Genomic DNA, 24,874 nt, shown 5'->3' with positions numbered 1-24,874 from the left:
CCTTTAGCCTGAGGGTCCTTGCCGTTGTTACGCGGGCACGACGGGGGTTTTAGCTTCTGCACGGTGGAAGAAATCGAAGATTTCCTCGAAGTAGCGGTCCCGATGCTTCTTGTGGTTTTCCAGGTGGCGACAGCCTTCGAAACCCACCAGGTGCAGCGCCGCGCAATCCAGGCTCAGCCCCGCGACGCTGGCCGCCGGAATAAAGCGGTCGTCGAGCCCGTAGAAATAGGCGATCGGCAACCGGCCCACGCTGCGCAACGAGTGGTCGATGGCGCAGGTGCCGGTGGGCACCGCCAGGCGGCTGCCGCTGATCCAGCGCATGGCCAGGCGCAGCGGGCCGCGGGTGAAATAGCTGCGCACCGACACCGGCACACTGTCCAGCACCGCCGAGGTAAAGGGCGTGGTATCCCGGGCCAGGGCATGGGACAGGTGATAGCCGCCAAACGAACAGCCCACCAGGTGGATCGGCAGGCCTGGGTTGTCTCGCTGCACCCGCCGGGCAATGGCCAGCACGTCGTCGGCAAAGGCGTGGCCGCCGATGGTGCTGCGGCCGAAGCCTTTGAAGTTGAAGGCGACCACGTGATAACCCTGGTCGAGGAACGCCTGGTCCAGCTGGTTCTCGAAGAAGTAATGCATGCCGTACTTGAGGAACGGGTGGCACAACAGCACCACGCCCCGCGGGTGCGTGACGGTGGTGCGCAGGGACGCCCCCTCCAGCCGGCTGCCGTCGCGCGCGACTTCGACAAAGCCGGCCGCGCGACTGGGGACGTCGCGCTTCCAGCCCTGGACCTGGCGGAACATGGTGCGGATGAACAGCTTGGAAATGGCCACACCCAGCCAACCCGTCGATTGCTCGTTTTTGCTCATGCTCGTTTCCATTGTCTGGCCTTCATCTCGGCATAACCGAATGCCGCTTCGTAACTGGGACCCGCCACCCAGGCGCTGAGAAACTGCACGCCCTGCACCGGGAAGCCGTGATGGAAGACATGGCCGCTCAGGTCCGTGCTCACCATCGCGCCATAACCCGAACCGTCGGTGTTGTTGGTGAACCGCACATAGGTGTGGGGCGTGGCCACCTCGGTGTGCAGCACATGCCCGCGCAATCCCGGTACCTGGCGCAACAGACGCTCCACCAGCACGGCGCCGGCGCGCTGTTTCTTGGCCCGGTACTGTTCGGTGCGGCGCTGCGGCCAATGGGCGATCGAGTCGAGCACGTTGATGCACACCACCAGGCCCGCCGCCGGGTCCAGGGCGTGATAGTTGGTGACCTCGACCGGCGACATTTCCCAGAAGGCCCGTTCACTCAGCGCCGCCTCGTAACCGCTGCGTTCGGCAGCCATGCGCAGCTCGGCGCCGACGGCCGGGTCGTCGGGGAACAACATCGACTCGCTGTGCAGCAAGCCCAGTTGCGTCGGTGGCAGGTCGGTCACCAGGTACACGGTGGTGGTCGAGCGGGCCGGTTTCAGCGCGCTGAGTTTCTCCCGCGTGGGGGCCAGCTCCACGTCCGCCGCGAACAGCGACTGCACCGCGTAGTGCGGTGAAGCGTTGATGTACACCCGCGGCGAATGGAACACGCCGCGTTTGGTGCTGACCCCCGTGACGGTGCCTTGGCCGTCGGTGAGCACTTGCTCGACCGCCGTGCTGAGCAGCACCTGCCCGCCGGCCTGCTCGATCCGCTGCGCCAGCAGGTTGGACAGGTGCTGGGACGAGCCCCTGACATAGGCGTTGCCCCGGTTGAGGGTGGCGTACACCACATGCAGGTAATACAGGTAGCCCAGGTCCTCGGAGTAGCCGCCGACGTAGATGCCCGGCGCCGCCAGGATCTCGATCAGGTACGGGTCGTCGAACAGCTCGTGCAGCGCCTGGCGCACGGTCTTCTGCTTCAGGTGGCGATGGGCGAAGCGTAATTGGGCCATGTCCGGCTCAAAGGTGCCCTCCAGCATCTGGAACTGGTAATAGCCGTTGCGCCCGTAAGTCCGAACCTGTTCGAAGAAGGTTGCAATGCCCTCGGCCTGATGGGGAAAGCGCTGCAGCAACTGCTGTTGCGCGTCGTCCACATCGTTGGCCAGGGGCAATGGCGTGCCGTCCTGGTAAGCGCAGAAGTAGTCCTCGGGATAGACCAGGTCCAGCGTGTCCTCCAGCTCCAGGCTGCGCAGGATGCGGATCAGGTTGCCGCCCTCGGCCATGCCGCTGAGCTTGTGCAGGCTGCAATCGAACACCGCCTCCTGCTTCGGTCGGCTGAACGTGGAGGCATACCCGCCGACGACAATATGCTTGTCGATCACCAGCAGGCGTACCCCAGGGTCACGTTTGACCAGCATGGCCGCACAGGCCAGGCTGGTGATCCCGGCACCGACGAAAATCGCGTCCCAGGACGGCTGGCTCATTGACGCAACCCCAGCTTGTCGACCCAGGCGTAAATCTCGGTGAAACGCACGTCATTGATCCGGGCGTTGCTGTCCGAGCGCCAGACTTCTTCGATCTTCGCCTTGTCGTCCATCGCGATCGGGAACTCGAACGACGTGTGCCGGGCGATTTCCGGGTTGTAGGTGAACATGTCGATCAGCGCCGGGATGATCCGACGGCTCATGGCCTTCACCTGGGCGATGGACTCCGCGCTCGCCGTTTCAAAGAACGACTCGCTGATCCAGCGACCGAAGGCAATGTGCCGGGCCTCGTCATGGTGGTGTTCACGGAACAGGGTCCGGGTCATGGGTTCAATGCCAGGCCCCTGGGAGGTGTGCATCGCGCCCATTTCCGCCACCCACTCGATCAGCAGGGTGAACAGCACGCCCACCGCCGGCTCCATTTTCGGCAGGGTCACGGTCAGCAACTCGTAGAGCCCGACCGGCGGGTTCCAGATCTCCAGGCCGGCTTTGACCATGAAGCGTTTGAAGGTCAGGGTATGCACGATCTCCTCCTTGGAGAAGATCATCAGGTACTCCTGCAGGTCCTGGGAGATGCGGTCGTGGAACTGGGTGATATAGCCCATGTACAACGACGGAATGGTCTGCTCCAGCCAGATGAACATGGAGATATCACGGCCGGTTTCCAGCCAGGCCAGCTCCAGTTTCTGCGCCTCGCTCAGGCCTTCACAGAAGCGCGTGCCATTGATCCACAGATGATTGGGGTCCTTGGGATAAAGGCTGCGATCGACTTCCTGATGCCAGGGCAAGACGGTCGCGTGGTCCATGGTCTTGTGATGCGAGACCTCGCTCAGCTTGCGGACCTTCGATTCCCTTGCCTCTGAAATGGTGAGCACACTATTGGTCAGCGTGGACATTCCCTTGCTCCTAATGGGTAACGGTAGATCTGCCGGTCAGGCAGGTGCGGTGGCCGATTCCTTGACCTCGACCACGAATTCGCACAGCTGGCGCAGCGTGGCGATCTGGCGGCTGGCGAACGAATCGGGATCCAGTGCCACGCCGATCTTCTTCTGCACCACAAGCTGCATCTCGACGAAATCCAGGCTGTCGAACGCCATCGATTCGATCTTGGTATCGAGGGTCACATCGTTTTCGTCGACGTCCTTGAGTTCCAGAATGAGGTCACGAACAACGGCAAATACTTTCTCTACGGTGGTCATTGCACAGCTCCTTGGTGGGGTTAAAGGGTTTTTGCCATCAGCCCGAGGGTGATGGTCATGACGTGGCGATCGCTGACATGCACCCCAAGATCGAGGGTGCCCACGGCCTTGCCGGGGCTTTCGATCAGGTTGATGTTGCCGATCTCACAGCGGATATCGGTCTGCAACCCGCCCAGGGAACGCAGCGAGGTGCAGAAGGTGATCTGGTGGCTGGTCTGCACCACCAGCAGGTCCGACAGGTCCTCAAGCCGGTTGGGTCTTTCCCGCTGGCGGAACTGCGCTGACAGGGAGTCGAAGACCACCCCCATGTGGTTGCGAATGAAGTGGGAAAAGATCAGCGCATCGAGCGCGACCCAATCATCGAAACCCTGGCCCAGGCCCTGGCGAAATTCCGCGAGCCAGGCCGTCACTTCCTCCCGTGCCAGAAGGAAGTCCGCGGTGCTGGAGGACCAGAGCGGCGCGTCGACGATGCGCACGTGGCCGATCATGTGTTCGCTGTTGCCAACGCTCGACTGCAACTTGAACGCGGTGCTGTCGCTGCGCTCGCGGGTCGACAGCGCGACCAGGCTGTCGCGCAGCACCGGCGTCTTGAGCAGCGCCTTGAACTGCATCCAGTCCTCGGGCTGCACCGGGTTGACGCGGCCCATGCGCTGCTTGACCGGCAGCAGCGCGAGCATGCCGTGCACCACCACATCGGCGGCGTCCATGCGGCGCGCCGCTTCCAGGTCGAAGTGAATCGGGTTGCGATCACCGGAGAGGCCGGCCCAGGCCTCGATCTGCTCGGCTGCAAATTGCAACTGCATGCTCAAACCACCTTGCGCAGCATGATGCCGGCGTTGGCGCCGCCGAAGCCGAAGCTCAGGTTCATCACGTTGTTCAGGCGCTGCCCATGCAGGTGCTCGTTGGGCACGTAGTTGAGGTCGCACTCGGGGTCGGCCTGATCCATGTGGATCGTCGCCGGGATGGTGCCGCGGGCCATGGCCTTGAGGCAGAACACCGCTTCCATGGAGCCGGCGGCGCCGATCAGGTGGCCGGTGTAGGACTTGGTGCTGGACATCGGAATGCCGTACGCGGCGTCCCCCAGGGCCAGCTTGATCGAGCGGGTTTCGTTGACGTCGTTGAGCGGGGTCGAGGTGCCGTGCAGGTTGATGTAGTCGATCTGCGCCGCCTGCACGCCGGCCTGCTTGCAGACCTCATTGATCACCCGTACCCGGGCCTGCATATCTTCGGCCGGGGCGGTCATGTCGTAGGCATCCGAATAGTTGGCGTAGCCGGTGATCTCGCCAAGAATCTTCGCGCCCCGGGCCCGGGCCGACTCGTAGTCCTCCAGGCACAGCACCGCCGCGCCCTCGGACAGCACGAAGCCGCTGCGGCCCTTGCTGAACGGGCAGCAGGCCAGGCGGGTGTTTTCCTGCTCTTTGCTCAGGGCCTGGATCACATCCACCGACCACACGTTGAACTGCTCTTTGAGGGACTCGCTGCCGCCGGCAATCATCACTTTGGCGCGGCCGCTGCGAATCGCCTCGTACGCTTCGCCGATGGCAATGGTGCCCGTGGCACAGGCCGCCACCGGGCTGTTCTGGATGCCGCGCATGTTCCAGTTCATGGTGATGCCGGCCGTGGCCGCATTGCACATCGACATCACCGTGGCGAAGGAGGTGGAGATGCCGTGGGCCCGGTATTCGTTGTTATTGTTGTTGGCGGTGTCGAGGCCACCCCAACCGGTGCCCAGGATCACGCCGCGATCGAAGGGCGAGACGATCTCATCCAGCGGCGTATCACCGAACGCCATGCGGATCGCCTCGTGGGTCGCCACCAGGCTGTATTTGGCGAACAGCGGCAACATCTTGGAGATTTTCTTCGAAAACGGACGCATCGCCGCATGCCCGAAATCATCGATAAAACCAAAGTAACGGGCGTGGATGCTCGGATCATCGAAGGTGTGCTGACGGTAGCCCACCTGGTAATCCATCATCGCGTCCCAGATAGCGTCGGCATTCTCGCCAAGCGAGCAGATGGCGCCATAACCGGTTACCACGACCCGGCGCGGTTCTAAAGAAGCAGACTTTTCCATGATCTTCCCTGTTTCGATGTCTTTGGCTTGAATGCCGCACAGCATGAAGAAGCCTGATCCAGACACTCAGACTGTCATTGGCGTAATGGGCGATAGAGGCAGATGGAGTACTTTCAATTACAAGCGATGAGCGCAACTTAGAACAATCGTCCAATATTGAAAGTTCAGCGTGTGGCGTCATCCGGGCTTAACCACTGCCGGGCATAAGTTGTCGTAATTGCCAGGGCAGGACAACTGTATCTAGGTACAGATAGGTGATTAAAGTCAAAGTGCGCAGGCCCCAACTGCACTAAGGTACAGGTCGCTGCTGAGCGGATATTGATAAACTAAGGAAAGTCGTCGGGTTATCTTCGATATGCGGAAGTTAATGCCGGGCGGTCTTGTCCCTATCGCGCTACTTAGTACTTAAGTACTACCTTCATGGAAGAACGTTAATAATATGAACGCCATCGATTTTTACACGCTTGACTATAGTGCGACGCCCCATGCCTGGGTCGCTGACTTGTATGGCCTGCGCAAGGAAGTATTCGCCGACCGCCTGAATTGGAAGGTCAATGTAAACAACGGCATCGAGTTCGATGAATATGACAACGAGCGCACCACCTACCTGATCGGCACCTGGGAGAGCATTCCCCTGGCCGGCCTGCGGCTGATCAACACCCTGGACCCCTATATGGTCGAAGGGCCGTTCCGTGATTTTTTCCGCTGTGAGCCGCCAAAACATGCGCTGATGGCCGAATCCAGCCGCTTCTTCGTCGACAAGATCCGCTCACGCCACCACGGCCTGGCCCAGGTCCCGCTGACCGAAATGCTGCTTTTGAGCATGCACAACTACGCCGCGGCCAAGGGCCTGGAGTCGATCATCACGGTGGTCAGCAACGCCATGGGGCGGATCGTGCGCAACGCCGGCTGGCACTACGACGTGCTGGACACCGGCGAAGCCTCGCCAGGGGAAAAAGTGCTGCTGCTGGACATGCCGGTCAACGAGCTGAATCGCCAGCGTCTGCTAGCCACTATCGCGCGCAAGCAGCCCCTGTCAGCCGCACAGGCCAGCCTGTGGCCGCACCCGCTGCCGGCTGGCGACAGCCCGCTCGGCGTGCCCGAGCGGGTCAGTGCCTGAGTCAGAGGATGCCTTGGCGCTGAGCCTCATAAACCGCCTGTTTGGCATTGCAGACCTGTAGCTTGCCGGCGATGTTGGACATGTGAAATTTTACCGTCCGCTCGGAAATCGCGCAGATCAGCGCGATTTCCCGGTAGGACTTGCCCATCATCACCCACTTGAGCACCGCCATCTCCTTGGCCGAAAGCGGGCCGCTCTGCAGCTTGGCAAACCACTCATCGACCGTCCGCAGGCTCAGCAGCCGGCGATGAAAGCGGATCAACGCCATCTGGATCTGCGCTTCCTGGTCGGCCATGCGGCGCTCAAAATCGGCTTGCGGCCCTTTGTTGCAAAGGCTCAACGAGCTGAACAGGCCGCAGGGGTCATGCAGGATAAAGGTGGCGCCGGAGCAGATCCGGTGTTGGCTGGAACGGCGAAAAAACTCCCGACTCTTTTCACAGGACGCGCTTTGCACCGCATCGTCCCAGGAAAAGGGCGCACAACTTTTAAGCGCGTGATGAATGATCGGATCGATCAAATGATAGCTGGCGTCCTTATAGGCTTTAAGCCAGGGCAAAGGGTAGTTTGAAACAATAAGCGGGGCCGCCTCACGATTACGAGGAACCGCAAAGTAGGCATAACTTAGCCCTTGCAGCTCCCCCAGCAGCGTTTCAAGTTCAGATTGTAAACAGACGTTTGAATGACCTTCGTCGACGGGGACGAAATCAGCGTATTTGAATTGACTATCCATGTCATGAGCTCATTATCCATCAGGATTAAGCGAACTTTGCTCAAACATTGAAGACAATGCAAGATTTTTCATTACGTTGGGCAAGTACGTACATACCACTGACATACAAGACGTTAAATGCCGGTACAAGCGGACAGACGGTATTCGACCAAGGCCTAATATAAAGCGACGAGACTAACTAGACGGTTTGTTTAGCAAGCGGTTGAAGTAAACACTTGCTTTTAACAACCTTGCTGTTTGAGCTTGAAAAGCGCTGCCTTAATCCAAATCCGGAGCATTGCTGCTCGCGGTTCGGTGATTTTTTCCGAGCTGTTCTGCTCAAGTCGCGCTGGTGATTTTTAACATAAGTTGATCATCTTTGGATCATCTGCCTCACGCCTCCAGCAACAAAAGCCCCATGGCCTTCCTAACAGTCCACACCAGAATATCGGCGATCTCTAGCGCGACCGCCACGGATGCATCCTGCCGGACGGCCCCCGGGTCATGCTGAACACCGCCAGCGCCATGGACATTCGCTGCGACCAACCGCGCCCGGTGCGTCTGGAAGCCGGCCAGCAGACCGATTGCAGCCGCGCCCTCATTTCGCCCGTCGTACCCTGAATAAGACGCGGATGTGTGGCGTTGGACTGCGGGGTGAGCCGCATTTGAGAAACAAGAAACCTGTGGCCGTGGAGAGTTTGGAGGTCTACCTCAGAATGAAGTAGCGATCGCCAGGGCCAATTGTTGGTCGGTCATCAAGGGCGGGGCGTATGTCGAACGGTAATACCGCACTGCTTGCTCAAACTGCGCGCCGCGAATCTCGCCATCAGAACCGACGAACGCAAGTGCGTCGGCTTTTGCAGGTTTGAAATTTTTAGTAGCCAGCTCGGAAAACCCAGTGGTTGCAGAAAGGACCGTGGTTGGGGCTAGCGTTATCATGATCATCGATTTTTCATAGGAATTATCGGTCCGCTCAGTGGCATGAGCGCTGATCGATAACGTGAGGGCGGCGACCATCATCTTCCATGAGTCCATTCTTCGTTGCTTCCATTGCGATCCGAGGTCGCGACGATAGCAAATTAGGGTATCGCCAGAAACAACAAGCCCGCGCAGTGGCGGGCTACAGGACACAGATCGATGGGGCATCAGTCCGATTCCCAGGCCTTCAACCTGGTCAAGCCGAACTTGAGTAGCGGGATAGCGGCTTCTATCGCAATACAGTCAACTTGCTTTGGCCACAAACCAGCGGCTCGAAGTGGTGATGAGTCTCGGCTCCCATGACGAAGCCACAATCCAGCGTCACCCTGGTTCCATTCGGCAAGTTTTCTCCGTCGTCTAACGCGAACTGCACACGATCTGCAGTGACTACATTTCCGATATCGGTCCGAACGGTCTTCTGCTCATCCAGAACCAATGCGGTATATCCAATTTTTGCAGGAGGTTTGATTTGCCCCAGCGGGTCGTTTGCCGCAAGCGTAAAAACGCGTCCTGTAAATTGCATGGGATTTGGTCCCGGCGGCGTAGGTGTCTCAGCTGCTGATACCGCAAGTGAAAACAGCGCCGGAATGAGCAAAAGTGATTTCATATTTTCCCTTCACAGGTCGAAGCCAAGCGGCATGTATCGAATATATGGCTATAAGCCACCTATCGAGTCAATAGCCTGCACCGGAGTTCGCGGTGTGTGGCGGGCACCATCCATGGGTCAGCAAGCTTATCGAGAGCATGCCCGTACGCGTACCTCAAAGCCCTACTGATGCGCCTGCTTAGCTGCAAGGTTCAGTTGGGGGGCATCGTATTGTCCTGCGTTAGCAAAAGCAGATTGCTCTGTGGGCTTGCCAGGTTTGCGTCAGGGCATTTGCCTGCCGACCTTCACGCGCGGTCGCAATAATTAGCATGCCCTCGACTCGGTTGGAAAAAAGGAACACCCAGCGTGCCGATCAAGTCGGGCTGACTTGTTGCGGCATTACATACCCACTAAAAATGCTGTCATTAAGCTGGCATAACCGAGCCAAAGCCACCCATTCAGGCACAAAAAAGGCACTTGCGATAAACGCGAAGTGCCTGATTTGTGTAGCTTGTTTGGTGGAGCCGGGGGGATTTGAACCCCCGTCCGCCAGTACTCCGCTGTCGGTACTACATGCGTAGCCGTGTCTATTAAGTTAACCCTCAGCGACCCGACGGGCAGGGTGCTTTGGGCGAGTTGTGTAAGTTTTAGCCGCTTCGTCCACAACGTACTGCACGGCGATTCTGTTCTATATGACAATCACTTTGGGTTTACAGACATCCCCTGATGATTGCTGGACCCGAAGGTACCAGGAGGGAAGGGCTAAGGCTGCTTACGCAGCGAGAGCGTATTCCCCGTAGGTTTCGTCATTGGCAACTATAGGAAGTTGCAACAGTGGATTTACGAGTTCTGTTACCAACTCGGCATGCACCTAAAGTTTCGCAACCGGCGTCGAATCCTAAACGGCCCCGAACCTGCTGTACGTAACCAGCAGGTCGACACAGTGTACGCCAACCGGGCTCAGAAGGCCAACCCGAAGGTTGACCTTGAGCGGTTGCTTACTGATCGCCCTTGGTGTTGTTCTGGATTTTCTGGATCGCCTGGGTGGTCAGCGAGATGCAATTCTTGGTGCCTTCCTCGGTGCCTTTGGCTTTCTCGGCGGTTGCCTGTTGAACCGACGCGTCGATGTCGTTGCTCAGTTGTTCGCTCATGGCTTCAGTGCTGACTTTGGCGTCGCGGATTTTTTGCAGGTTGATCTGACACAGGTCTTCCTGCGCGGCCGCGAACACCGGGGAGGCCAACATTGCCGCAGTAATGAACAGTCCAGCCAATGCAGAACGCTTCATAAGGTATCTCCTTGAACGATGAGTCTCGGTGCTGCCGATCAATCAGGACAACCTGCCGAGGTCGGTTATAAGCCTCATTCACTGGGGCCTAAGCAGATGACTATAGCCGCGCGCAGGAATTCGGTTTTTTTTGCCCCGGGTATGAAAAAACCAACCGGCTGGTACTGGGGGCACTAAAAAGGGGCAAAAAATGCCCCTTTTCAGTCAGGTTGATGCCTCAGGCCACCTTGGCCCGGGTCACCCTGTCCACCAGGTACACCAGCCCGTGATAGTCGATGCCGCCATGCTGGCTGAGGCCGATTTCACAGGTGCGGCTGGTGGAGATCCCTTCGCTGCAATACTGCACCGCGTCCTTGAGGCTGCGCAGTGAGTGGGCATTGAGTTCGGGGGTGGTGAAGCCCTTGTCGCCGGCGAAACCACAGCAGTGGATACCCTCTGGAATCACCACGTTGCTGCTGCAGCGCCGGGCGAGGTCGATCAGGGCCTGGCTTTCTCCCAGGTGCTGGGTGCTGCAGGTGACATGCACTGCGATAGGCGCTTCCTGGGGGGTGAATTCCAGCCGGTCCATCAGGTGGGTGCGGATGAAACGCACCGGGTCATAGAGGTCCAGGCGCACGTCGCCCAGGTCCTGTACCAGGCGCAGGGTGCACGGGCTGGTGTCGCAGTAGATCGGGTCGAGGCCGCCACGGCTGGCGTGGAGCAGGGCGCCGATCAATTCCTGGCGCTTGTGTTCGGCCTGCTCCGCATAGCCTTTGGAGGCGAACGGCTGGCCACAGCAGAGGCTGTCCGGGTTGTCGGGGATCACCACCTGGAAGCCGGCTTTTTCCAGCAGACCCCGGGTCTTGTCGTAGAGCGACATCTGCTCCTTGTCGCCCGCTGCCGGGCCCATTACCCGCGACACGCACGCCGCCAGGTACACCACCCGCGGGCGTTGATCGCTGACGCTGGGGCTGAAACGGATGGCTTTTTCCGGTTGCGGCATGGCGCTGGTCCATTGCGGGACCTGTCCCTTGGACAGCTTGCTCAAGGACGCCGACAGCCTGGCCAGGCGCGGAGCCCCCAGCAGCATGCGCGCGCCGTTGGCCACGTGCAGGGTAAAGCGCGCGCCCTGCAAGGTGGTCGCGAAGTGATTGCCCAGCCAGTCGGCGGTCTTGCCGTGGGTGGCGTTGCGGCTGCGCAGTTGCTTCACCAGCTCCCCGGTGTTGATGCCCACCGGACAGCGTTGCGCACACAGGCCCGTCGCGGCGCAGGTGTCGATGCCCTGGTACTGATAGGCCTCTTCCAGCTCGCGGGTGTCGACGCCGGCACGTTTTTTCGCCTGGATATCGCGCCAGATGACGATGCGCTGGCGTGGACTCAAGGTCAGCCCCTTGGACGGGCACACCGGTTCGCAGAACCCGCACTCGATGCACTTATCCACAATCTCGTCCGCCGCCGGCAGCGGCTTGAGGTGCTTGAGGTGGATTTGCGGGTCATCGCTGAGCACCACGTCCGGGTTGAGGATGCCGTTGGGGTCGAGCAGACGCTTGAGTTGCCACATCAACTGGTAGGCGTCGCTGCCCCATTCCAGCTCGACAAAGGGCGCCATGTTGCGCCCGGTGCCGTGTTCGGCCTTGAGCGAACCTCCGAACTCCACCGCCACCAACTGCGCCACGTCGTCCATGAACGCCTGGTAACGCGCCACTTCTTCGGCACTGTTGAAGCCCTGGGTGAAGACGAAGTGCAGGTTGCCCTCCAAGGCATGGCCAAACAGGATCGCCTCGTCGTAATGGTGTTTGTCGAACAGCTCGATCAGGCGGTTGACGCCGATCGCCAGCTGTTCGACCGGGAAGGTCACGTCTTCGATGATGACCGTGGTCCCGGTTTTACGCACCGCGCCCACGGCGGGGAAGGTGTCCTTGCGGATTGCCCAGAGCTTGGCGTTTTCCTGCGGGTCTTCGGTGAAGTCCACCTGCTTTTCCACCGGGAAGGCGGCCAGGGAATTCATGATCTGCGCCAGTTGTTCGTGCAGCAGCGACGACGACGCGGCGCGGGACTCGATCAACAGCGCGCAGGCACCGGCCGACAGTTGCTGGACGAAGGCCGGCATCCCGGGTTTGTCCTGCACCGAACGCAGGCTGCGGCGGTCCAGCAGTTCCACGGCCGAGACCGGTTGGCTTTTGAGCACGGTCACGGCGTTGCAGCAGGTTTCCACATCGGGGAACACGATCAGCGCCGACGCCTTGTTCGGGTGGTCGATCACCGTGTCGTAGGTCACTGCGCTGATAAAGCCCAGGGTGCCTTCGGAGCCCACCATCAGATGGCTCAAGATATCCACAGGCTCGTCGTAATCCACCAGGGCATTGAGCGACAGGCCGGTGGTGTTTTTCAGGCGGTATTTATGGCGGATCTTGGCTGCCAGCTCGGCATTGGCCCGGGTCTCGCGGCCCAGGGTTGCCAGGCGCTCCAGCAGTTCGCCGTGGCTGCTGCGGAAGGCGGCCACGCTGTTGGCGTCTTCGGTGTCGAGGCGGCTGCCGTCGGCCAGCACCAGGCGGATCCCGGCCAGGGTGTGATAGGTGTTTTGCGCGGTGCCGCAGCACATACCGCTGGCGTTGTTGGCGACGATACCGCCGATCTTGCAGGCATTGATCGAGGCCGGGTCGGGGCCGATCTTGCGTCCGAACGGTGCCAGCCAGGCATTGGCCTGGGCCCCGATCACCCCCGGTTGCAGGCGGATCTGCATGCCTTGCCCGCGGATCTCTTTCGCGTTCCAGTTATCCCCCAGCACGATCAATACCGAGTCGCTGATGGCCTGCCCCGAAAGGCTGGTGCCGGCGGCGCGGAAGGTCACCGGCACACGGTCGCGCTGGGCCAGTTCGAGCAGGGCGACCACTTCGTCTTCGGACTCGACGCGGATCACCAGCTTGGGGATCAGCCGATAAAAGCTGGCGTCGGTGCCAAAGGCCAGGGTCGAGAGCGGGTCGTCGAAACGGCGCTCCTGGGGAATCAGTTGCTGAGCATCACGCAGGAAAGCGGCCGGTAGGCTCATTGGTCCTCCAGGATCAGTACCACCAGGTCTTTCGGGCCGTGGGCGCCGTACGCCAGGACTTGCTCGATGTCGGCAGTCTTCGACGGGCCGGACACCAGCAGGGCATTGGTCGGCATGCCGGCAGCCCAGTTCATCTGCTGCTGGACCTGATAAAAGTTGTCGCGAATTTCACTGGCCTTGAGCAGGGCAAAATGCACCGGCGGCACCAGGCTCATCAGCCGCGGTTCTTCCCGGGTCGGCCACAGGATCAGGCTGCCGGTGGCGGCAATTGCGCCCAGGGTGGTGGTGAGGCTGGCCGGGGTGTCGTTGAACAACTCGGCTTTCCACTCCTCCACCGGCCGGTCGTAGGCCTTGAGAGTCGGCAGATCCGAGTGCTCCGCCCAGTACGCGGTGACACGCTGGCCGTGGGCCGTGGTGGGGGCGATCAACAAGCTGGGCAATTGCCGGTCCTGGAGCAACCGGGCCAGCAGCTCGGGCCAATCGGTACCGGTGCTGAGGTGGATTTCGGTGTGCACCGCTTCCATCAGTTTGCGCAGCTGCGGGATGCGTTGTTCCGGGCTGTAGGTGTAGGGCTCGGTCACCAGCGCTTCGTCGAAGTTGTCCGCCACCGGGGTGGTGCCGGTCAGGCTGTGGCGCAGCTTGGCGAGGATGTTCTGTTTGGCGCTCATCGACGGTCCTCCTGTTTGGCCAGGTGCTCACGGGCCAGGTCATGCAGGGAGCGGGCGGCAGGTTTCGGCGCGCTGTGGTTTTGCGTCCAGGGCCCGACATTGCTTGGCGTCAGCCCACGCAGGCGAGTGGCGGCCAGGAGAAACAGCCGATAGAGCGTGGGCGAGCTGTTGAGCCGGGCCCAGGCGTTCCAGATGAAGCGTTCCTTGCGCGAGTACTTGCTGCCCTGGCCGCGCATCACCTGATGATGGCTGTCCGGGGCCTTGACGTTTTCTTCGCGCAGGCGCCGCAGCAGCGCCGGGATCGGGATCTTCACCGGGCACACTTCACCGCAGGCGCCACACAGCGACGAGGCGCTGGGGTGATCCGGAACCTTGGCCAGGCCGACCATGTGCGGGGTGATGATTTTACCGATCGGACCGGGGTAGACCTCACCGTAGGCGTGGCCGCCGATGCGGGTGTAGACCGGGCAGTGGTTCATGCAGGCGCCGCAGCGGATGCAGTTCAGGGTCTGGCGCAGCTCGCTGTCTGCAAACGCCTGGCTGCGGCCGTTGTCCAGCAGCACCAGGTGCACTTCCTGCGGGCCGTCGAGCTCGTGCGCCTGGCGTGGCCCGGAGATCATATTGACGTAGGTAGTAATGGGCTGGCCGAGGGCCGAACGGGTCAGCAGCGACAGCAGCGGCACCACGTCGCGCAGGTTTTCGACGACTTTTTCGATGCCGGTGACGGCAATGTGCACCGGCGGCACGGTGGTCGACATGCGCCCGTTGCCTTCGTTTTCCACCAGCAGCAGGGTGCCGGTCTCGGCCACCGCGAAGTTGACGCCGGAGACGCCGATGTCCGCTTCGAAAAACTTCTGCCGCAAGACCTTGCGACCGATCTGAATGAGTTGGTCAACGTCCTTGGTGTACTCCACGCCAAGTTTGTCGTGGAACAAGGACGCGACCTGACCGGCGTTCTTGTGGATCGCCGGCATAATGATGTGTGAAGGCTTCTCGTGGTCGAGCTGGACGATAAATTCGCCCATGTCCGACTCAAGGCATTCAATGCCTTGTTCAGCGAGGACATGGTTCATCTCCATCTCTTCGCTGACCATCGATTTGCCCTTGATCACTTGCCGCGCCTCGTGAGCGCGGATGATCGAGAGGACGATGCCATTGGCCTCGTCCACCGTTTCCGCCCAGTGCACTGTCACACCGTTGCGGGTCAGGTTCTGTTCAAGTTGCTCGAGCAGGTCTGGCAGCTTGGATAACGCACGGGCGCGGACAGCATTGCCCAGCGCTCGCAGATGTTCCCGCTCGTGGGCATCGCTGAACGACGCCGCACGCTTGGTCATCAATGAATCCATCGCACTGCGAAAGTTATTGCGCAGTTGCGTATCACCCAGGGCCTGGTGGGCCCGGGTGCGAAAATCTTCCGACACGGCAACGGTCGGTATCAGCTGCGGCGTGCTCATTGGCCACCCCCGGTACGCTGCCAGAGGAAGCTTGCCAGGTGTTGCCCGCGCAGCGCGGCCTGTTGTTTCTCCAGCGAGCCGTTGATGTTCATCAAGCAGCCACAGTCGGCGCTGAGCACCTTGTGCGCGCCGGATTCTTTCAGCGAGCGGGTCTTGTCCGCCACCATCGCACCGGAGATGTCTGGCATTCGGACGCTGAAAGTCCCGCCGAAGCCACAGCATTCGCTTTCATGGCTGTGTTCGACCCGTTGCACATTGTCCAACTGCGACAGCAATTGGCGGCCATGCAGGTGGGTGTTCATTTCCCGGCGCGCCGAACACGAGGTGTGCAGCGCGACCTTGATCGGCTCGCCGCTGTCCTTGAGTTGCACCTTGCACACAAACAGCAGGAACTCCGCCAGCTCGTAGGTCCGCGCCGCGAGGGCCTGAACCTGTATCAGCATCTGCGGCTCATCCTTGAACAAATCGGCGTAATGCTCGCGCAACATCCCGGCGCAGGAGCCGGACGGCACCACTACCGGATAGTCCCCGGCAAACAGCGCCAGTTGCGCGCGCGCCACGGTCCGTGCCTGCTCGGTGTAGCCCGAGGTGTAGGCCGGTTGTCCGCAGCAGCTTTGTCCTTGCGGGTACTCGACGCGAATGCCTTCGCGCTCCAGCAGATGAATCGCGTCCATCCCGGCCTCGGGATAGAACAGGTCGACCACGCAGGTTCCGAACAGATAGACCTGCTGCGGTTTTTCGCTGGGGTACTGGCGTGGTTCGGCCAGCGGCGGTGCGACGCGGGTCGCATTGGGCACGGCGTTGTAAAAAAGCTCGCTCATCAGGCGTGTCTCCGGGTGGTCCCGGTTATCCGTCCGCTGAGGCTGCTGATAGTAGAGAGGCAAACTTTCAGCAGCCTTGCAGACCCGGTTGTGAATTGCTTGCGCCGGGGGCTGGCCCGGCGCAGGTTCTTGCGTCTACGTGTCGCGCTTAGTGCACCAGCATGCCGGTCAACCAGTAAGCCTGGGCCAGGGTGATGAGACCGACAATAGTGGCAAAAAACAGACTGTGCTTGAGGGTAAAGCGGAACAGGTCGGATTCCTTGCCCACCAGGCCGGTCGCGGCGCAGGCCACGGCGATCGATTGCGGGGAGATCATCTTGCCGGTGACACCGCCACTGGTGTTGGCCGCCACCAGCAGGGTGTCATTGACCCCGATCTGGTGCGCGGTGGTGGCTTGCAGCGAGCTGAACAGGGCGTTGGACGAGGTGTCCGAGCCCGTCAGGAACACACCGAGCCAGCCGAGGAACGGCGAGAAGAACGGGAAGGCCGCGCCGGTGCCGGCCAGGACCAGGGCCATGGTCGAGGACATCCCGGAATAGTTGGTGACAAAGGCGAAGGCCAGCACCATGCCGATCGACAGAATCGGCCAGCGCAGCTCGTAGAAGGTCTCTTTCAAAGTGGTAAGACCAGTTTTGAAATTGATCTTCAGCACCAGCATCGAGATCAGCGCCGAGAAGAAAATCGCGGTGCCGGTGGCGGAAATCGGGTCGAGCTTGAACACCGCCGGAATCGCGGTCGGGTTGGTGACGATCGGGGCGACCTTGATCACCATCTGATCCAGGTGCGGAATCGCGAAGTTGAACACCCAGCTGTACATCGAGCCGCCCGCGGCGAACATGGCCTTGAACGGCTTGAGGGTCCAGATGGTCACCAGCACGGTGAGGATCAGGAACGGCGACCAGGCCTTGAAGATTTCACCCAGGCTGTAAGGCGAGGCCACGGTGCTGCGCGGCAGACCGAAGCCGCCGGCGCTGGCAGTGACTGCGGTACCCGAGGTCGCGCCGGCGATTTGTGCGCCCGCGCTGCGTTTTGGCTGCCAGACCTTGAGGAACAGGGTCAGGGAAATCAGGCTGGCCAGGGCCGAGGTGATGTCCGGCAGTTCCGGGCCGATGAAGTTCGAAGTGAAGTACTGGGTGATGGCAAAGCTCAGGCCGGCGACCAGCGCGGCAGGCCAGGTTTCTTTGACCCCGCGCATGCCGTCCATCATGAACACCAGCCAGAACGGCACGAACAGCGACAGCAGCGGCAACTGGCGACCGGTCATGGCGCCGATCTTGAACGCGTCGATACCCGTCACCTGGCCGGCGACGATGATCGGAATCCCCAACGCACCGAAGGCCACGGGCGCGGTGTTGGCAATCAGGCACAGGCCGGCGGCGTACAGCGGGTTGAAGCCCAGGCCTACCAGCAGCGCGGCGGTGATCGCCACCGGCGCGCCGAAGCCGGCCGCACCTTCGAGGAAGGCACCGAAGCAGAAGCCGATCAGCAGCACTTGCAGGCGTTGGTCGTCGGTGATCGACAGCACCGAGCTGCGGATGACTTCGAACTGGCCGCTTTTTACGGTCAGTTTGTACAAGAAGACAGCGGCGACAATGATCCAGGCGATAGGCCACAGACCGTAGGCAAATCCATAGCCAGCGGCAGCGAGGGCCATGTCGACAGGCATCTGGAAGGCAAAGATCGCCACCAGAATCGACAAGGCCAGGGTAATGCTCCCGGCGACGTGTCCTTTGAGGCGGAACACGGCCAGGGCCAGGAAGAAGAACACGATCGGGATAACGGCGGCGAGGGCGGAAAGGCCGAGGCTGCCAAGCGGACTATAGAGCTGTTGCCAGGTTTGCATATGGGGTGGCCCCTAATTGTTGTTGGTCAGGCACTTCGAGGTGATGCGGTAAATTGGTAAGACCAATTTACAATCACTGTTGGCTAGGGTAAAAGCCTTGTGTGGGATGTGTCAATTTGCCGCCCTAAAACTTTTGTCGAATGCGCTATGTGGCGAGCATCTGATCGGTTCAATCGAGCAGCGTCTGGTAGGTGTGGGCCCGGCCTCAATAGGCCAGAATAGAGAGCCCGGCACATGGTCGGGATGGTGGAGAGTGGGTTATGGGGTTTGATCAGATACGTCAGCGCCGTTTGTCTGACGATATTGTCGAGCGGCTTGAGGGCATGATCCTTGAGGGCACTTTGACGTCAGGTGAACGCTTGCCGGCCGAGCGGGCCTTGGCCGAGCAATTTGGCGTGTCACGTCCGTCATTGCGCGAGGCGATCCAGAAACTGACGGCCAAGGGCTTGCTGATCAGTCGCCAGGGGGGCGGCAACTATGTGGTCGATTCCCTCGGCTCGACCTTCAGCGATCCGCTATTGCACCTGCTGGAAAGCAACCCTGAGGCCCAGCGCGATCTGTTGGAGTTTCGCCACACCCTGGAAGCCTCTTGCGCTTATTACGCGGCCTTGCGCGCCACCGAGGTGGACCGCGAGCGGCTGACGGCAGCGTTTGAGGAACTGCAGGACTGTTACAGCCGGCCAGGCGATAGCAACCGGGTCGAAGAGGGCGCCGCCGATGCCAAGTTTCACCTGGCCATTGCCGAAGCCAGCCATAACGCGGTGTTGCTGCACACCATTCGCGGGCTGTTCGACCTGCTCAAGCGCAACGTTGTGACCAACATCGGCGGCATGTACAAGCAGCGCACGGAAACCCGCGACATGCTGATCAGCCAGCACCGTGATTTGTATCTGGCGATTATCGAAGGGCGTGCGGAACAGGCGCGGGAAGTCTCCAGCCGGCACATTCTGTATGTGCAGGAAGTGCTGGAGGAAGTGCGTCAGGAAGTGCAGCGCATGGCGCGCGCCGAGCGGCGCAAGGGGATGTAGGTGGGATAAACGCCAGCAGCCAGCTCCTGGATCAGGAGCCGGCATGCCGGTGGCGGTGCAGGTCGAGGTCTTACTCTTCCTTGCCCTTGTTGCGCACGGCGCGGTGCAGCTCACGATTGGAGTCGCGTTCGCGCTCGGTGTCACGCTTGTCGTATTCCTTCTTGCCCTTGCCCAGAGCGATTTCGCATTTGATCAAATGCTTGCTCCAGTACAGCGACAGGCAGACACACGCGTAACCCTTCTGCTGCACCGCGGCAAACAGCTTGGCTAGCTCGCGCTGGTTGAGCAGCAGCTTGCGCGTGCGTACCGGGTCGGCAATGACGTGGGTGCTGGCGGTGGTCAGTGGCGTGATATGGCTACCCAGCAGCCAGGCCTCGCCATCCTTGAGCAGCACGTAACTGTCGACCAGTTGCGCCTTGCCCGCCCGCAGACTTTTTACTTCCCAGCCGGCCAGGACCAGACCAGCCTCGAACCGATGTTCGATGAAGTAATCGTGTCGCGCCTTTTTGTTTTGCGCGATGGTCCCTGTTGGGTGTTTCTTCTGATTAGCCATAGGGGCGGCATTATAGGGAGTTGCAAGGCTGTCGGCTACGGTGAAGCTGCGTGCTTGAGCCCTATGAGTGAATCCCGGACAATGCGCCCTCTTTTTTTATCGGTTGGGCGCGTTAACGATGTCGTCAGACAAGGTTTCTGTCCACGGCGGCTGGGCTAGCCGTTGGGTCTTCATACTCGCCGCGACGGGTTCTGCCGTGGGCTTGGGCAGTATCTGGAAGTTTCCCTACATGGTCGGCGTCTACGGTGGCGGTGCCTTTGTCCTGATGTTTCTGCTGTGCATTGCGCTGATCGGTATCCCGGTAATGCTGGCGGAAACCCTGATCGGCCGCCGCGCCCGACAAAGCCCGGCCAATGCCCTTAAAGTGCTGGCGACCGAAGCCGGGCACTCGGCCAAATGGTCTTGGGGCGCCTTTGCCGGAATGATCACGGCGCTGCTGATTCTTTCTTTTTATAGCGTGGTCGGTGGTTGGTCGCTGGACTACATCATTGATATGGGGCGCGGTGATTTCCAGGGTGTGACGGCTGATCAGGTCGGTGCCTACTTCGCTTCGGTCACGGCCGACCCCTGGCGCCTGACGCTGTGGCACAGCTTGTTTATGCTGCTGTCGGCCCTGGTGATCGCCAAAGGCGTGGTCGCGGGGCTGGAGCGCAGCCTGCGGATCATGATGCCGCTGCTATTCGTGATGCTCCTGGTGCTGCTGGGCTACAGCATGACCACCGGGCATTTCATGCAGGGTGTGCACTTCATGTTCGACTTCAACCCGGAAAAGGTACTCGACGGGTTGCTGCCGGCCATGGGGCACGCGTTCTTTTCCCTGAGCGTGGGTGTTGGTTCGATCATGATCTATGGCGCCTACATGCCGAAGCATGCATCGCTGTCCGGTACTGTAGTGGGCGTCGCGCTGCTCGATACTTTTGTGTCGCTGGTGGCTGGCCTGGCGCTGTTTCCGATTGTGTTTGCCGCCGGGCTCAACCCCAGCGAGGGCCCGGGGTTGATGTTCGTCAGCCTGCCATTTGCTTTTGGTAATGTGGCGTTCGGCCAGTTGATGGGCGTAGTGTTTTTTGTCCTGGTGGCCATTGCTGCCTGGAGTTCGGCGATTTCCTTGCTCGAACCCATGGTGGCTTATCTGGTTGAGAGGACTAAAATCCGCCGCGCCTGGGTAACATTCTGGCTGGCCTTCAGCTGTTGGTTCGTGGGATTGGGGACGGTTTTCTCCTTTAACATCTGGCAGCAGGCCAAATTTTTCGTGAACGAAGGCGGGGTTTTTCATCTCTACCAGTGGGGGGCGGCCAGCGGCCTGGACCTCTTTGGAGTGATCGACTTCTTCACCTCGCGGATCATGCTGCCCCTGGGTGGTTTGTGTTTCGTGGTGTTTGCTGGCTGGGTGATGGGGCGCGATGCGGTTCGTGATGAACTGTCGATGCGCAGCCCTGTGTTGTTCGCCCTGACCTTGTTTTTGATGCGCTATGTAGCGCCCATCGGCATTCTTGTAGTGTTTGCCGCCCAGCTGTGGAAATGACGCTGACATGACGACCCATATTCAACGCTCGGCCCTTTTGCCTTATCCGGCACAGTTTCTCTATGAGCTGGTCAATGACGTGGCGCGTTATCCGGAATTCTTGCCCTGGTGCTCATCTGCCGAAGTGCTGGAAAGTAGCGATGAGCATATGCGCGCCAGCCTGGCGGTGGCCAAGGGCGGACTCAGCCAGCATTTTGTAACGCGCAATATTCTGGTCCCGGGGCAGTCGATCGAGATGAACCTGGAGGAGGGGCCGTTCAATCAGTTGCACGGGGTCTGGGTTTTCAAGCCGTTGGGTGAGAAGGCCTGCAAGATCAGCCTGGACCTGTCGTTCGACTATGCCGGGCCGCTGGTACGGGCCACCCTCGGGCCCTTGTTCAACCAGGCGGCGAATACGCTGGTTGATGCATTCTGTCAGCGCGCCAAACAATTGCATGCTTGAGTCAACAATCGAGATCGAGGTGGTGTATGCCGCCGTCGACCGCCAAGTGTTGCTCAAGGTCTCGGTGCCTGCCGGCTCGACCCTGCGCGCGGGGCTGATGGCTTCCGGCATTGCCGCGCAGTTTCCCGAGCTGGATTTGCAGTCTTGCCCTGTGGGGATTTTTGGCAAAGTGATTGCCGATCCTGATCGTCACCTGCTGCAGGCGGGTGAGCGGATTGAAATTTATCGTCCGTTGCTGGCAGATCCGAAAGAGGTCAGGCGTTTGCGCGCGGCCAAGGCAGCGCAGGCCCGTCTGCAGGATTAGCGCTCCTGGCTAGAAAGCACGCAATAAAAAGCCCGGACATGCCGGGCTTTTTTATTTCGACACAACTTATTGTGGCGAAGTGTCCAGTGGCTCCGGTGTCGGAACCGGGACGGCTTTCACACCATCCACGTCTTTCTGGATCTGATCCAGCAGAGAGCCAGGCTTGACTGGTTTCTCCGGTTTTGGCTTCTCGGTGTTCTCGGCCGGTGCGGTCACGGTGGTGCCGCTGTCCTTGCCCAGCAGGGCTTCGTCGCGGCTTACGCCCGGCATGAAGTCGCCCGAAAGGCTGACGAGTTGGTCATTGCCATTGAAGATAACGCTGACGCGTTCCTGTTGGCGCTCACCGCCCCCTGGTTGCAGGCTGTACAAATAATCCCAGCGATCGGCATGGAACGTGTCGGTCAGCAGAGGGTTGCCCATAATAAACCGTACTTGCCGGCGGGTCATTCCCGGGCGTAACTGGTCTATCATGTCCTGCGTGACGACATTGCCCTGCTGGATGTCGATTTTGTAAACCCCGGGGAATGAACAACCGGCGAGTGCGAGCAGTCCCACGAAGGTGAAACTGGTTAGCAAGAGCTTGGTGTTTTGCATCGGTGGGCGACTTCCACTATCTTGGCTGGGACAACGTAAACCCCGATCATACCCGCATTAAGAGAAGCTGCGAAGCAGCATCCGCGAGAAAGCTGACCATGGTTGAAAATAGCGAACTACGTAAAGCCGGCCTTAAAGTGACTCTGCCACGGGTCAAAATTCTACAAATGCTCGATTCCGCCGAGCAGCGACACATGAGCGCCGAAGATGTTTACAAGGCGCTGATGGAAGCTGGCGAGGATGTCGGTCTGGCCACGGTTTACCGTGTACTGACTCAGTTCGAAGCTGCAGGCCTTGTGGTTCGCCACAATTTTGATGGCGGCCACGCTGTATTCGAACTGGCCGACGGCGGCCACCACGACCATATGGTCAACGTGGAGTCTGGCGAAGTGATCGAATTCTTCGACGAAGAAATCGAAAAACTGCAAAAGGCGATCGTCGAGAAGCATGGCTTCGAGTTGGTGGATCACAACTTGGTGCTGTACGTACGCCACAAGAAAAAGTAAGCATGTCGCGCGGGCCATGTCCGCGAAACGAACGAAGGCGACCCTAGGGTCGCCTTCGTGCTTTCTGGCTTTCGAGTAACGAACGCTTAGATTTTTGCGGTCACTACCATCTTTTTCGCATGGGCCAGCGACTCTTTAGTCAGGTCGATGCCGCCCAGCATGCGAGCGACTTCTTCGACCCGCTCGGTCTTGCCCAGTTTGGAGACAGCCGTATGGGTGGCATCGCTGCCGCGCACCTTATGCACAAATAGATGCTGATGCCCCTGCGCGGCCACTTGCGGCAAGTGGGTGACGGTGAGTACCTGGCCTCGTTCGCCCAGTCGGCGCAACAATTGGCCAACGATCTCTGCGGTCGGGCCACCGATACCCACATCCACTTCGTCGAAGACCAGGGTCGGTACGCGGGAGGTTTGCGCGGTGATCACCTGGATCGCCAGGCTGATACGTGACAGTTCGCCCCCGGATGCGACCTTGGCCAGCGCCTTGAGCGGTTGCCCCGGGTTGGCGCTGACCAGCAACTCCACCTGTTCCAGGCCGTAGGGCAGCAACTCATCGCTGGTGTTGGCGTGCAGCTCGATGGTGAAGCGTCCGCCAGGCATGCCCAGGCGCTGGATCTCCTGTTCTACCGCACTGGCCAGGGTGGTAGCGGCTTGCTGACGCAGGCGGCTCAGTTCCTTGGCTTTCTCCTGGTAATGCCGGGCATATGACTTCAACTCGTCGCCAAGGCGTTCGATGGATTCGTCATTGGCGTCCAGCGCTTCGATTTCATCCAGCAGTTGTTGCTGCATGGCTGCCAGCTCGGTTGGCTGGATTCGGTGCTTGCGGGCCAGGGTATAGATGGCGTCGAGGCGCTCCTCCAGTTGTTGCAGGCGTGCCGGGTCGGCATCGAAGTGGTCGAGAAAACGGTTCAGCTCGCCTACGGCTTCCTCGACCTGGATCTGAGCACTGGCCAGCAGGTTGGTGGCTTCGCCCAGGGCGGTCGGCGAGTTGCCGACGCTCGACAGGCGATTGAGGCTGGCGGTCAGGGCATTGAGGACATTGCCGGAATCGCTTTCACTGCATTGCTCGACCACCTGTCGGCAAATGCCGAGCAGGGTTTCGGCGTTGGTCAGGTTTTTGTGTTCCTGCTCCAGTTGTTCCAGTTCGTTGTCGCCCAGGCCCAGGTTTTCCAGCTCTTCCATTTGATAGCTGAGCAGTTGATGACGGGCGCGTTGCTCGTCGCCGGAGTTGGACAGGCGTTCAAGCTCCTGACGCGTCTGGCGCCAGCGTTGCGCGGCAAGCTGAACCTGGCGCGACAGGTCGGTGGCGCCGGCGTACTCGTCGAGCAGGCGCCGATGGGTCTCGGTTTTCAGCAGCGACTGATGTTCGTGCTGGCTGTGGATATCGATCAGCAGTTCGCCGAGGGCCTTGAGATCTCCCAGCGGGCAGGGCGAGCCATTGATGTAGCCGCGCGAGCGGCCCTCGGCCGTGATGACCCGGCGCAAAATGCACGGGCTCTCGCTGTCCAGGTCGCGTTCGGCCAGCCAGGTGCGGGCTTCAGGGATGTCCACAAGGTCGAACGTCGCGAGGATGTCGGCCTTGTCTGCGCCCGGACGCACCACGCCACTGTCGGCGCGATCCCCCAGGGTCAAGCCCAGGGCGTCGAGCATGATCGACTTGCCGGCGCCGGTTTCGCCCGTGATGACGCTCATCCCGCGATCCAGTTCCAGATCGAGATGTTCAACGATGGCGTAGTTGTGTACGGACAGGTGCACCAGCATGACGGCCGCTCC

At 60.4% G+C, this 24,874-nt stretch carries 24 protein-coding genes and 1 other RNA gene; 6 read left to right on the top strand and 19 right to left on the bottom strand.

Annotated features, from left to right (window positions below; all coding sequences use genetic code 11):
- Nucleotides 1-27: 27 nt before the first annotated feature.
- Genes CF161_RS27745 through CF161_RS27720 form a run of 6 tightly spaced genes read right to left on the bottom strand, consistent with a single transcriptional unit; the run spans nucleotide 28 to nucleotide 5,660 of the window.
- Nucleotides 28-867, bottom strand: a complete 840-nt coding sequence (locus tag CF161_RS27745; protein ID WP_020299951.1) for an alpha/beta hydrolase — start codon at nucleotides 865-867, stop codon at nucleotides 28-30.
- On the bottom strand, nucleotides 864-2,387 hold the full coding sequence (locus CF161_RS27740; RefSeq protein WP_020299950.1) for an NAD(P)/FAD-dependent oxidoreductase: 1,524 nt from the start codon (nucleotides 2,385-2,387) through the stop codon (nucleotides 864-866). The genes CF161_RS27745 and CF161_RS27740 overlap by 4 nt, the downstream gene beginning before the upstream one ends.
- A complete protein-coding gene (locus tag CF161_RS27735) occupies nucleotides 2,384-3,283 on the bottom strand; it encodes a diiron oxygenase (RefSeq protein WP_020299949.1) in 900 nt (299 codons plus the stop codon). The genes CF161_RS27740 and CF161_RS27735 overlap by 4 nt, the downstream gene beginning before the upstream one ends.
- Before the next feature lie 36 nt (nucleotides 3,284-3,319).
- Nucleotides 3,320-3,586 (bottom strand): phosphopantetheine-binding protein, encoded by a 267-nt coding sequence (locus CF161_RS27730; RefSeq protein WP_020299948.1) that lies wholly within the window; start codon nucleotides 3,584-3,586, stop codon nucleotides 3,320-3,322.
- Nucleotides 3,587-3,606: 20 nt separating this feature from the next.
- On the bottom strand, nucleotides 3,607-4,389 hold the full coding sequence (locus tag CF161_RS27725; RefSeq protein WP_020299947.1) for a MaoC/PaaZ C-terminal domain-containing protein: 783 nt from the start codon (nucleotides 4,387-4,389) through the stop codon (nucleotides 3,607-3,609).
- Between the two features lie 2 nt (nucleotides 4,390-4,391).
- A complete protein-coding gene (locus CF161_RS27720) occupies nucleotides 4,392-5,660 on the bottom strand; it encodes a beta-ketoacyl-[acyl-carrier-protein] synthase family protein (RefSeq protein WP_043230615.1) in 1,269 nt (422 codons plus the stop codon).
- A 439-nt stretch (nucleotides 5,661-6,099) separates the two neighbouring features.
- Between CF161_RS27720 and CF161_RS27715 the strand changes: the two genes are divergently transcribed.
- Nucleotides 6,100-6,780 (top strand): acyl-homoserine-lactone synthase, encoded by a 681-nt coding sequence (locus CF161_RS27715; RefSeq protein ID WP_020299945.1) that lies wholly within the window; start codon nucleotides 6,100-6,102, stop codon nucleotides 6,778-6,780.
- 1 nt (nucleotide 6,781) lies between these two features.
- On the opposite strand, the gene CF161_RS27710 is transcribed toward CF161_RS27715, so the two are convergent.
- The 10 genes from CF161_RS27710 to CF161_RS27675 form a co-directional block, all read right to left on the bottom strand.
- A complete protein-coding gene (locus CF161_RS27710; RefSeq protein WP_084471762.1) occupies nucleotides 6,782-7,510 on the bottom strand; it encodes a LuxR family transcriptional regulator in 729 nt (242 codons plus the stop codon).
- A 690-nt stretch (nucleotides 7,511-8,200) separates the two neighbouring features.
- Entirely contained in the window at nucleotides 8,201-8,524 is a 324-nt protein-coding gene (locus tag CF161_RS27705) for a DUF2388 domain-containing protein (protein WP_020299942.1), read from the bottom strand.
- 172 nt (nucleotides 8,525-8,696) lie between these two features.
- Nucleotides 8,697-9,074, bottom strand: a complete 378-nt coding sequence (locus tag CF161_RS32940; protein WP_153050199.1) for a hypothetical protein — start codon at nucleotides 9,072-9,074, stop codon at nucleotides 8,697-8,699.
- 495 nt (nucleotides 9,075-9,569) lie between these two features.
- Nucleotides 9,570-9,963, bottom strand: a transfer-messenger RNA (tmRNA) gene (gene ssrA / locus CF161_RS32550).
- 88 nt (nucleotides 9,964-10,051) lie between these two features.
- Nucleotides 10,052-10,339 carry a hypothetical protein gene (locus CF161_RS27700; RefSeq protein WP_020299941.1) on the bottom strand — a complete coding sequence of 96 codons (288 nt, stop codon included), beginning with the start codon at nucleotides 10,337-10,339 and terminating at the stop codon, nucleotides 10,052-10,054.
- 217 nt (nucleotides 10,340-10,556) lie between these two features.
- Complete coding sequence (locus CF161_RS27695; RefSeq protein WP_020299940.1) at nucleotides 10,557-13,367, bottom strand: FAD-binding and (Fe-S)-binding domain-containing protein; 2,811 nt, start codon at nucleotides 13,365-13,367, stop codon at nucleotides 10,557-10,559.
- Nucleotides 13,364-14,035, bottom strand: a complete 672-nt coding sequence (locus CF161_RS27690) for a lactate utilization protein (RefSeq protein WP_020299939.1) — start codon at nucleotides 14,033-14,035, stop codon at nucleotides 13,364-13,366. Before CF161_RS27690 ends, CF161_RS27695 begins: the two co-directional genes overlap by 4 nt.
- Entirely contained in the window at nucleotides 14,032-15,489 is a 1,458-nt protein-coding gene (locus CF161_RS27685; protein ID WP_020299938.1) for a LutB/LldF family L-lactate oxidation iron-sulfur protein, read from the bottom strand. Before CF161_RS27685 ends, CF161_RS27690 begins: the two co-directional genes overlap by 4 nt.
- Entirely contained in the window at nucleotides 15,486-16,310 is an 825-nt protein-coding gene (locus tag CF161_RS27680) for a (Fe-S)-binding protein (RefSeq protein WP_020299937.1), read from the bottom strand. Before CF161_RS27680 ends, CF161_RS27685 begins: the two co-directional genes overlap by 4 nt.
- A 148-nt stretch (nucleotides 16,311-16,458) precedes the next feature.
- Complete coding sequence (locus CF161_RS27675) at nucleotides 16,459-18,153, bottom strand: lactate permease LctP family transporter (protein WP_020299936.1); 1,695 nt, start codon at nucleotides 18,151-18,153, stop codon at nucleotides 16,459-16,461.
- Between the two features lie 260 nt (nucleotides 18,154-18,413).
- Here CF161_RS27675 and CF161_RS27670 point away from each other — a divergent pair, with 260 nt between their 5' ends.
- A complete protein-coding gene (locus tag CF161_RS27670) occupies nucleotides 18,414-19,181 on the top strand; it encodes an FCD domain-containing protein (protein WP_020299935.1) in 768 nt (255 codons plus the stop codon).
- Nucleotides 19,182-19,251: 70 nt separating this feature from the next.
- Here the strand turns inward: CF161_RS27670 and smpB are convergent, their stop codons facing one another.
- Nucleotides 19,252-19,734, bottom strand: coding sequence for an SsrA-binding protein SmpB (gene smpB, locus CF161_RS27665; RefSeq protein ID WP_020299934.1), 483 nt, complete (start codon nucleotides 19,732-19,734; stop codon nucleotides 19,252-19,254).
- Nucleotides 19,735-19,852: 118 nt separating this feature from the next.
- On the opposite strand from smpB, the gene CF161_RS27660 reads away from it, so the two are divergent.
- From CF161_RS27660 to CF161_RS27650, 3 genes are read left to right on the top strand one after another with little or no spacing between them, the layout of a single operon-like run.
- Complete coding sequence (locus CF161_RS27660) at nucleotides 19,853-21,256, top strand: sodium-dependent transporter (RefSeq protein WP_043230570.1); 1,404 nt, start codon at nucleotides 19,853-19,855, stop codon at nucleotides 21,254-21,256.
- A 7-nt stretch (nucleotides 21,257-21,263) separates the two neighbouring features.
- Complete coding sequence (locus CF161_RS27655; protein ID WP_020299932.1) at nucleotides 21,264-21,698, top strand: type II toxin-antitoxin system RatA family toxin; 435 nt, start codon at nucleotides 21,264-21,266, stop codon at nucleotides 21,696-21,698.
- The gene (locus CF161_RS27650; protein WP_020299931.1) at nucleotides 21,691-22,002 is read left to right on the top strand and encodes an RnfH family protein; all 312 of its coding nucleotides are present in this window, start codon (nucleotides 21,691-21,693) and stop codon (nucleotides 22,000-22,002) included. The genes CF161_RS27655 and CF161_RS27650 overlap by 8 nt, the downstream gene beginning before the upstream one ends.
- A 66-nt stretch (nucleotides 22,003-22,068) precedes the next feature.
- On the opposite strand, the gene CF161_RS27645 is transcribed toward CF161_RS27650, so the two are convergent.
- A complete protein-coding gene (locus tag CF161_RS27645) occupies nucleotides 22,069-22,596 on the bottom strand; it encodes an outer membrane protein assembly factor BamE (protein WP_020299930.1) in 528 nt (175 codons plus the stop codon).
- Nucleotides 22,597-22,694: 98 nt separating this feature from the next.
- Here CF161_RS27645 and fur point away from each other — a divergent pair, with 98 nt between their 5' ends.
- Nucleotides 22,695-23,102, top strand: a complete 408-nt coding sequence (gene fur, locus CF161_RS27640; RefSeq protein WP_020299929.1) for a ferric iron uptake transcriptional regulator — start codon at nucleotides 22,695-22,697, stop codon at nucleotides 23,100-23,102.
- 86 nt (nucleotides 23,103-23,188) lie between these two features.
- Here the strand turns inward: fur and recN are convergent, their stop codons facing one another.
- Nucleotides 23,189-24,862: a DNA repair protein RecN gene (gene recN / locus CF161_RS27635; RefSeq protein WP_020299928.1), complete on the bottom strand. Its 1,674-nt coding sequence runs from the start codon at nucleotides 24,860-24,862 to the stop codon at nucleotides 23,189-23,191.
- Nucleotides 24,863-24,874 lie beyond the last annotated feature (12 nt).

Origin of the sequence: Pseudomonas sp. CF161 (assembly GCF_000416215.1) — a bacterium.
Taxonomy (GTDB): domain Bacteria; phylum Pseudomonadota; class Gammaproteobacteria; order Pseudomonadales; family Pseudomonadaceae; genus Aquipseudomonas.
This window is presented reverse-complemented; position numbering and strand designations above follow the sequence as displayed.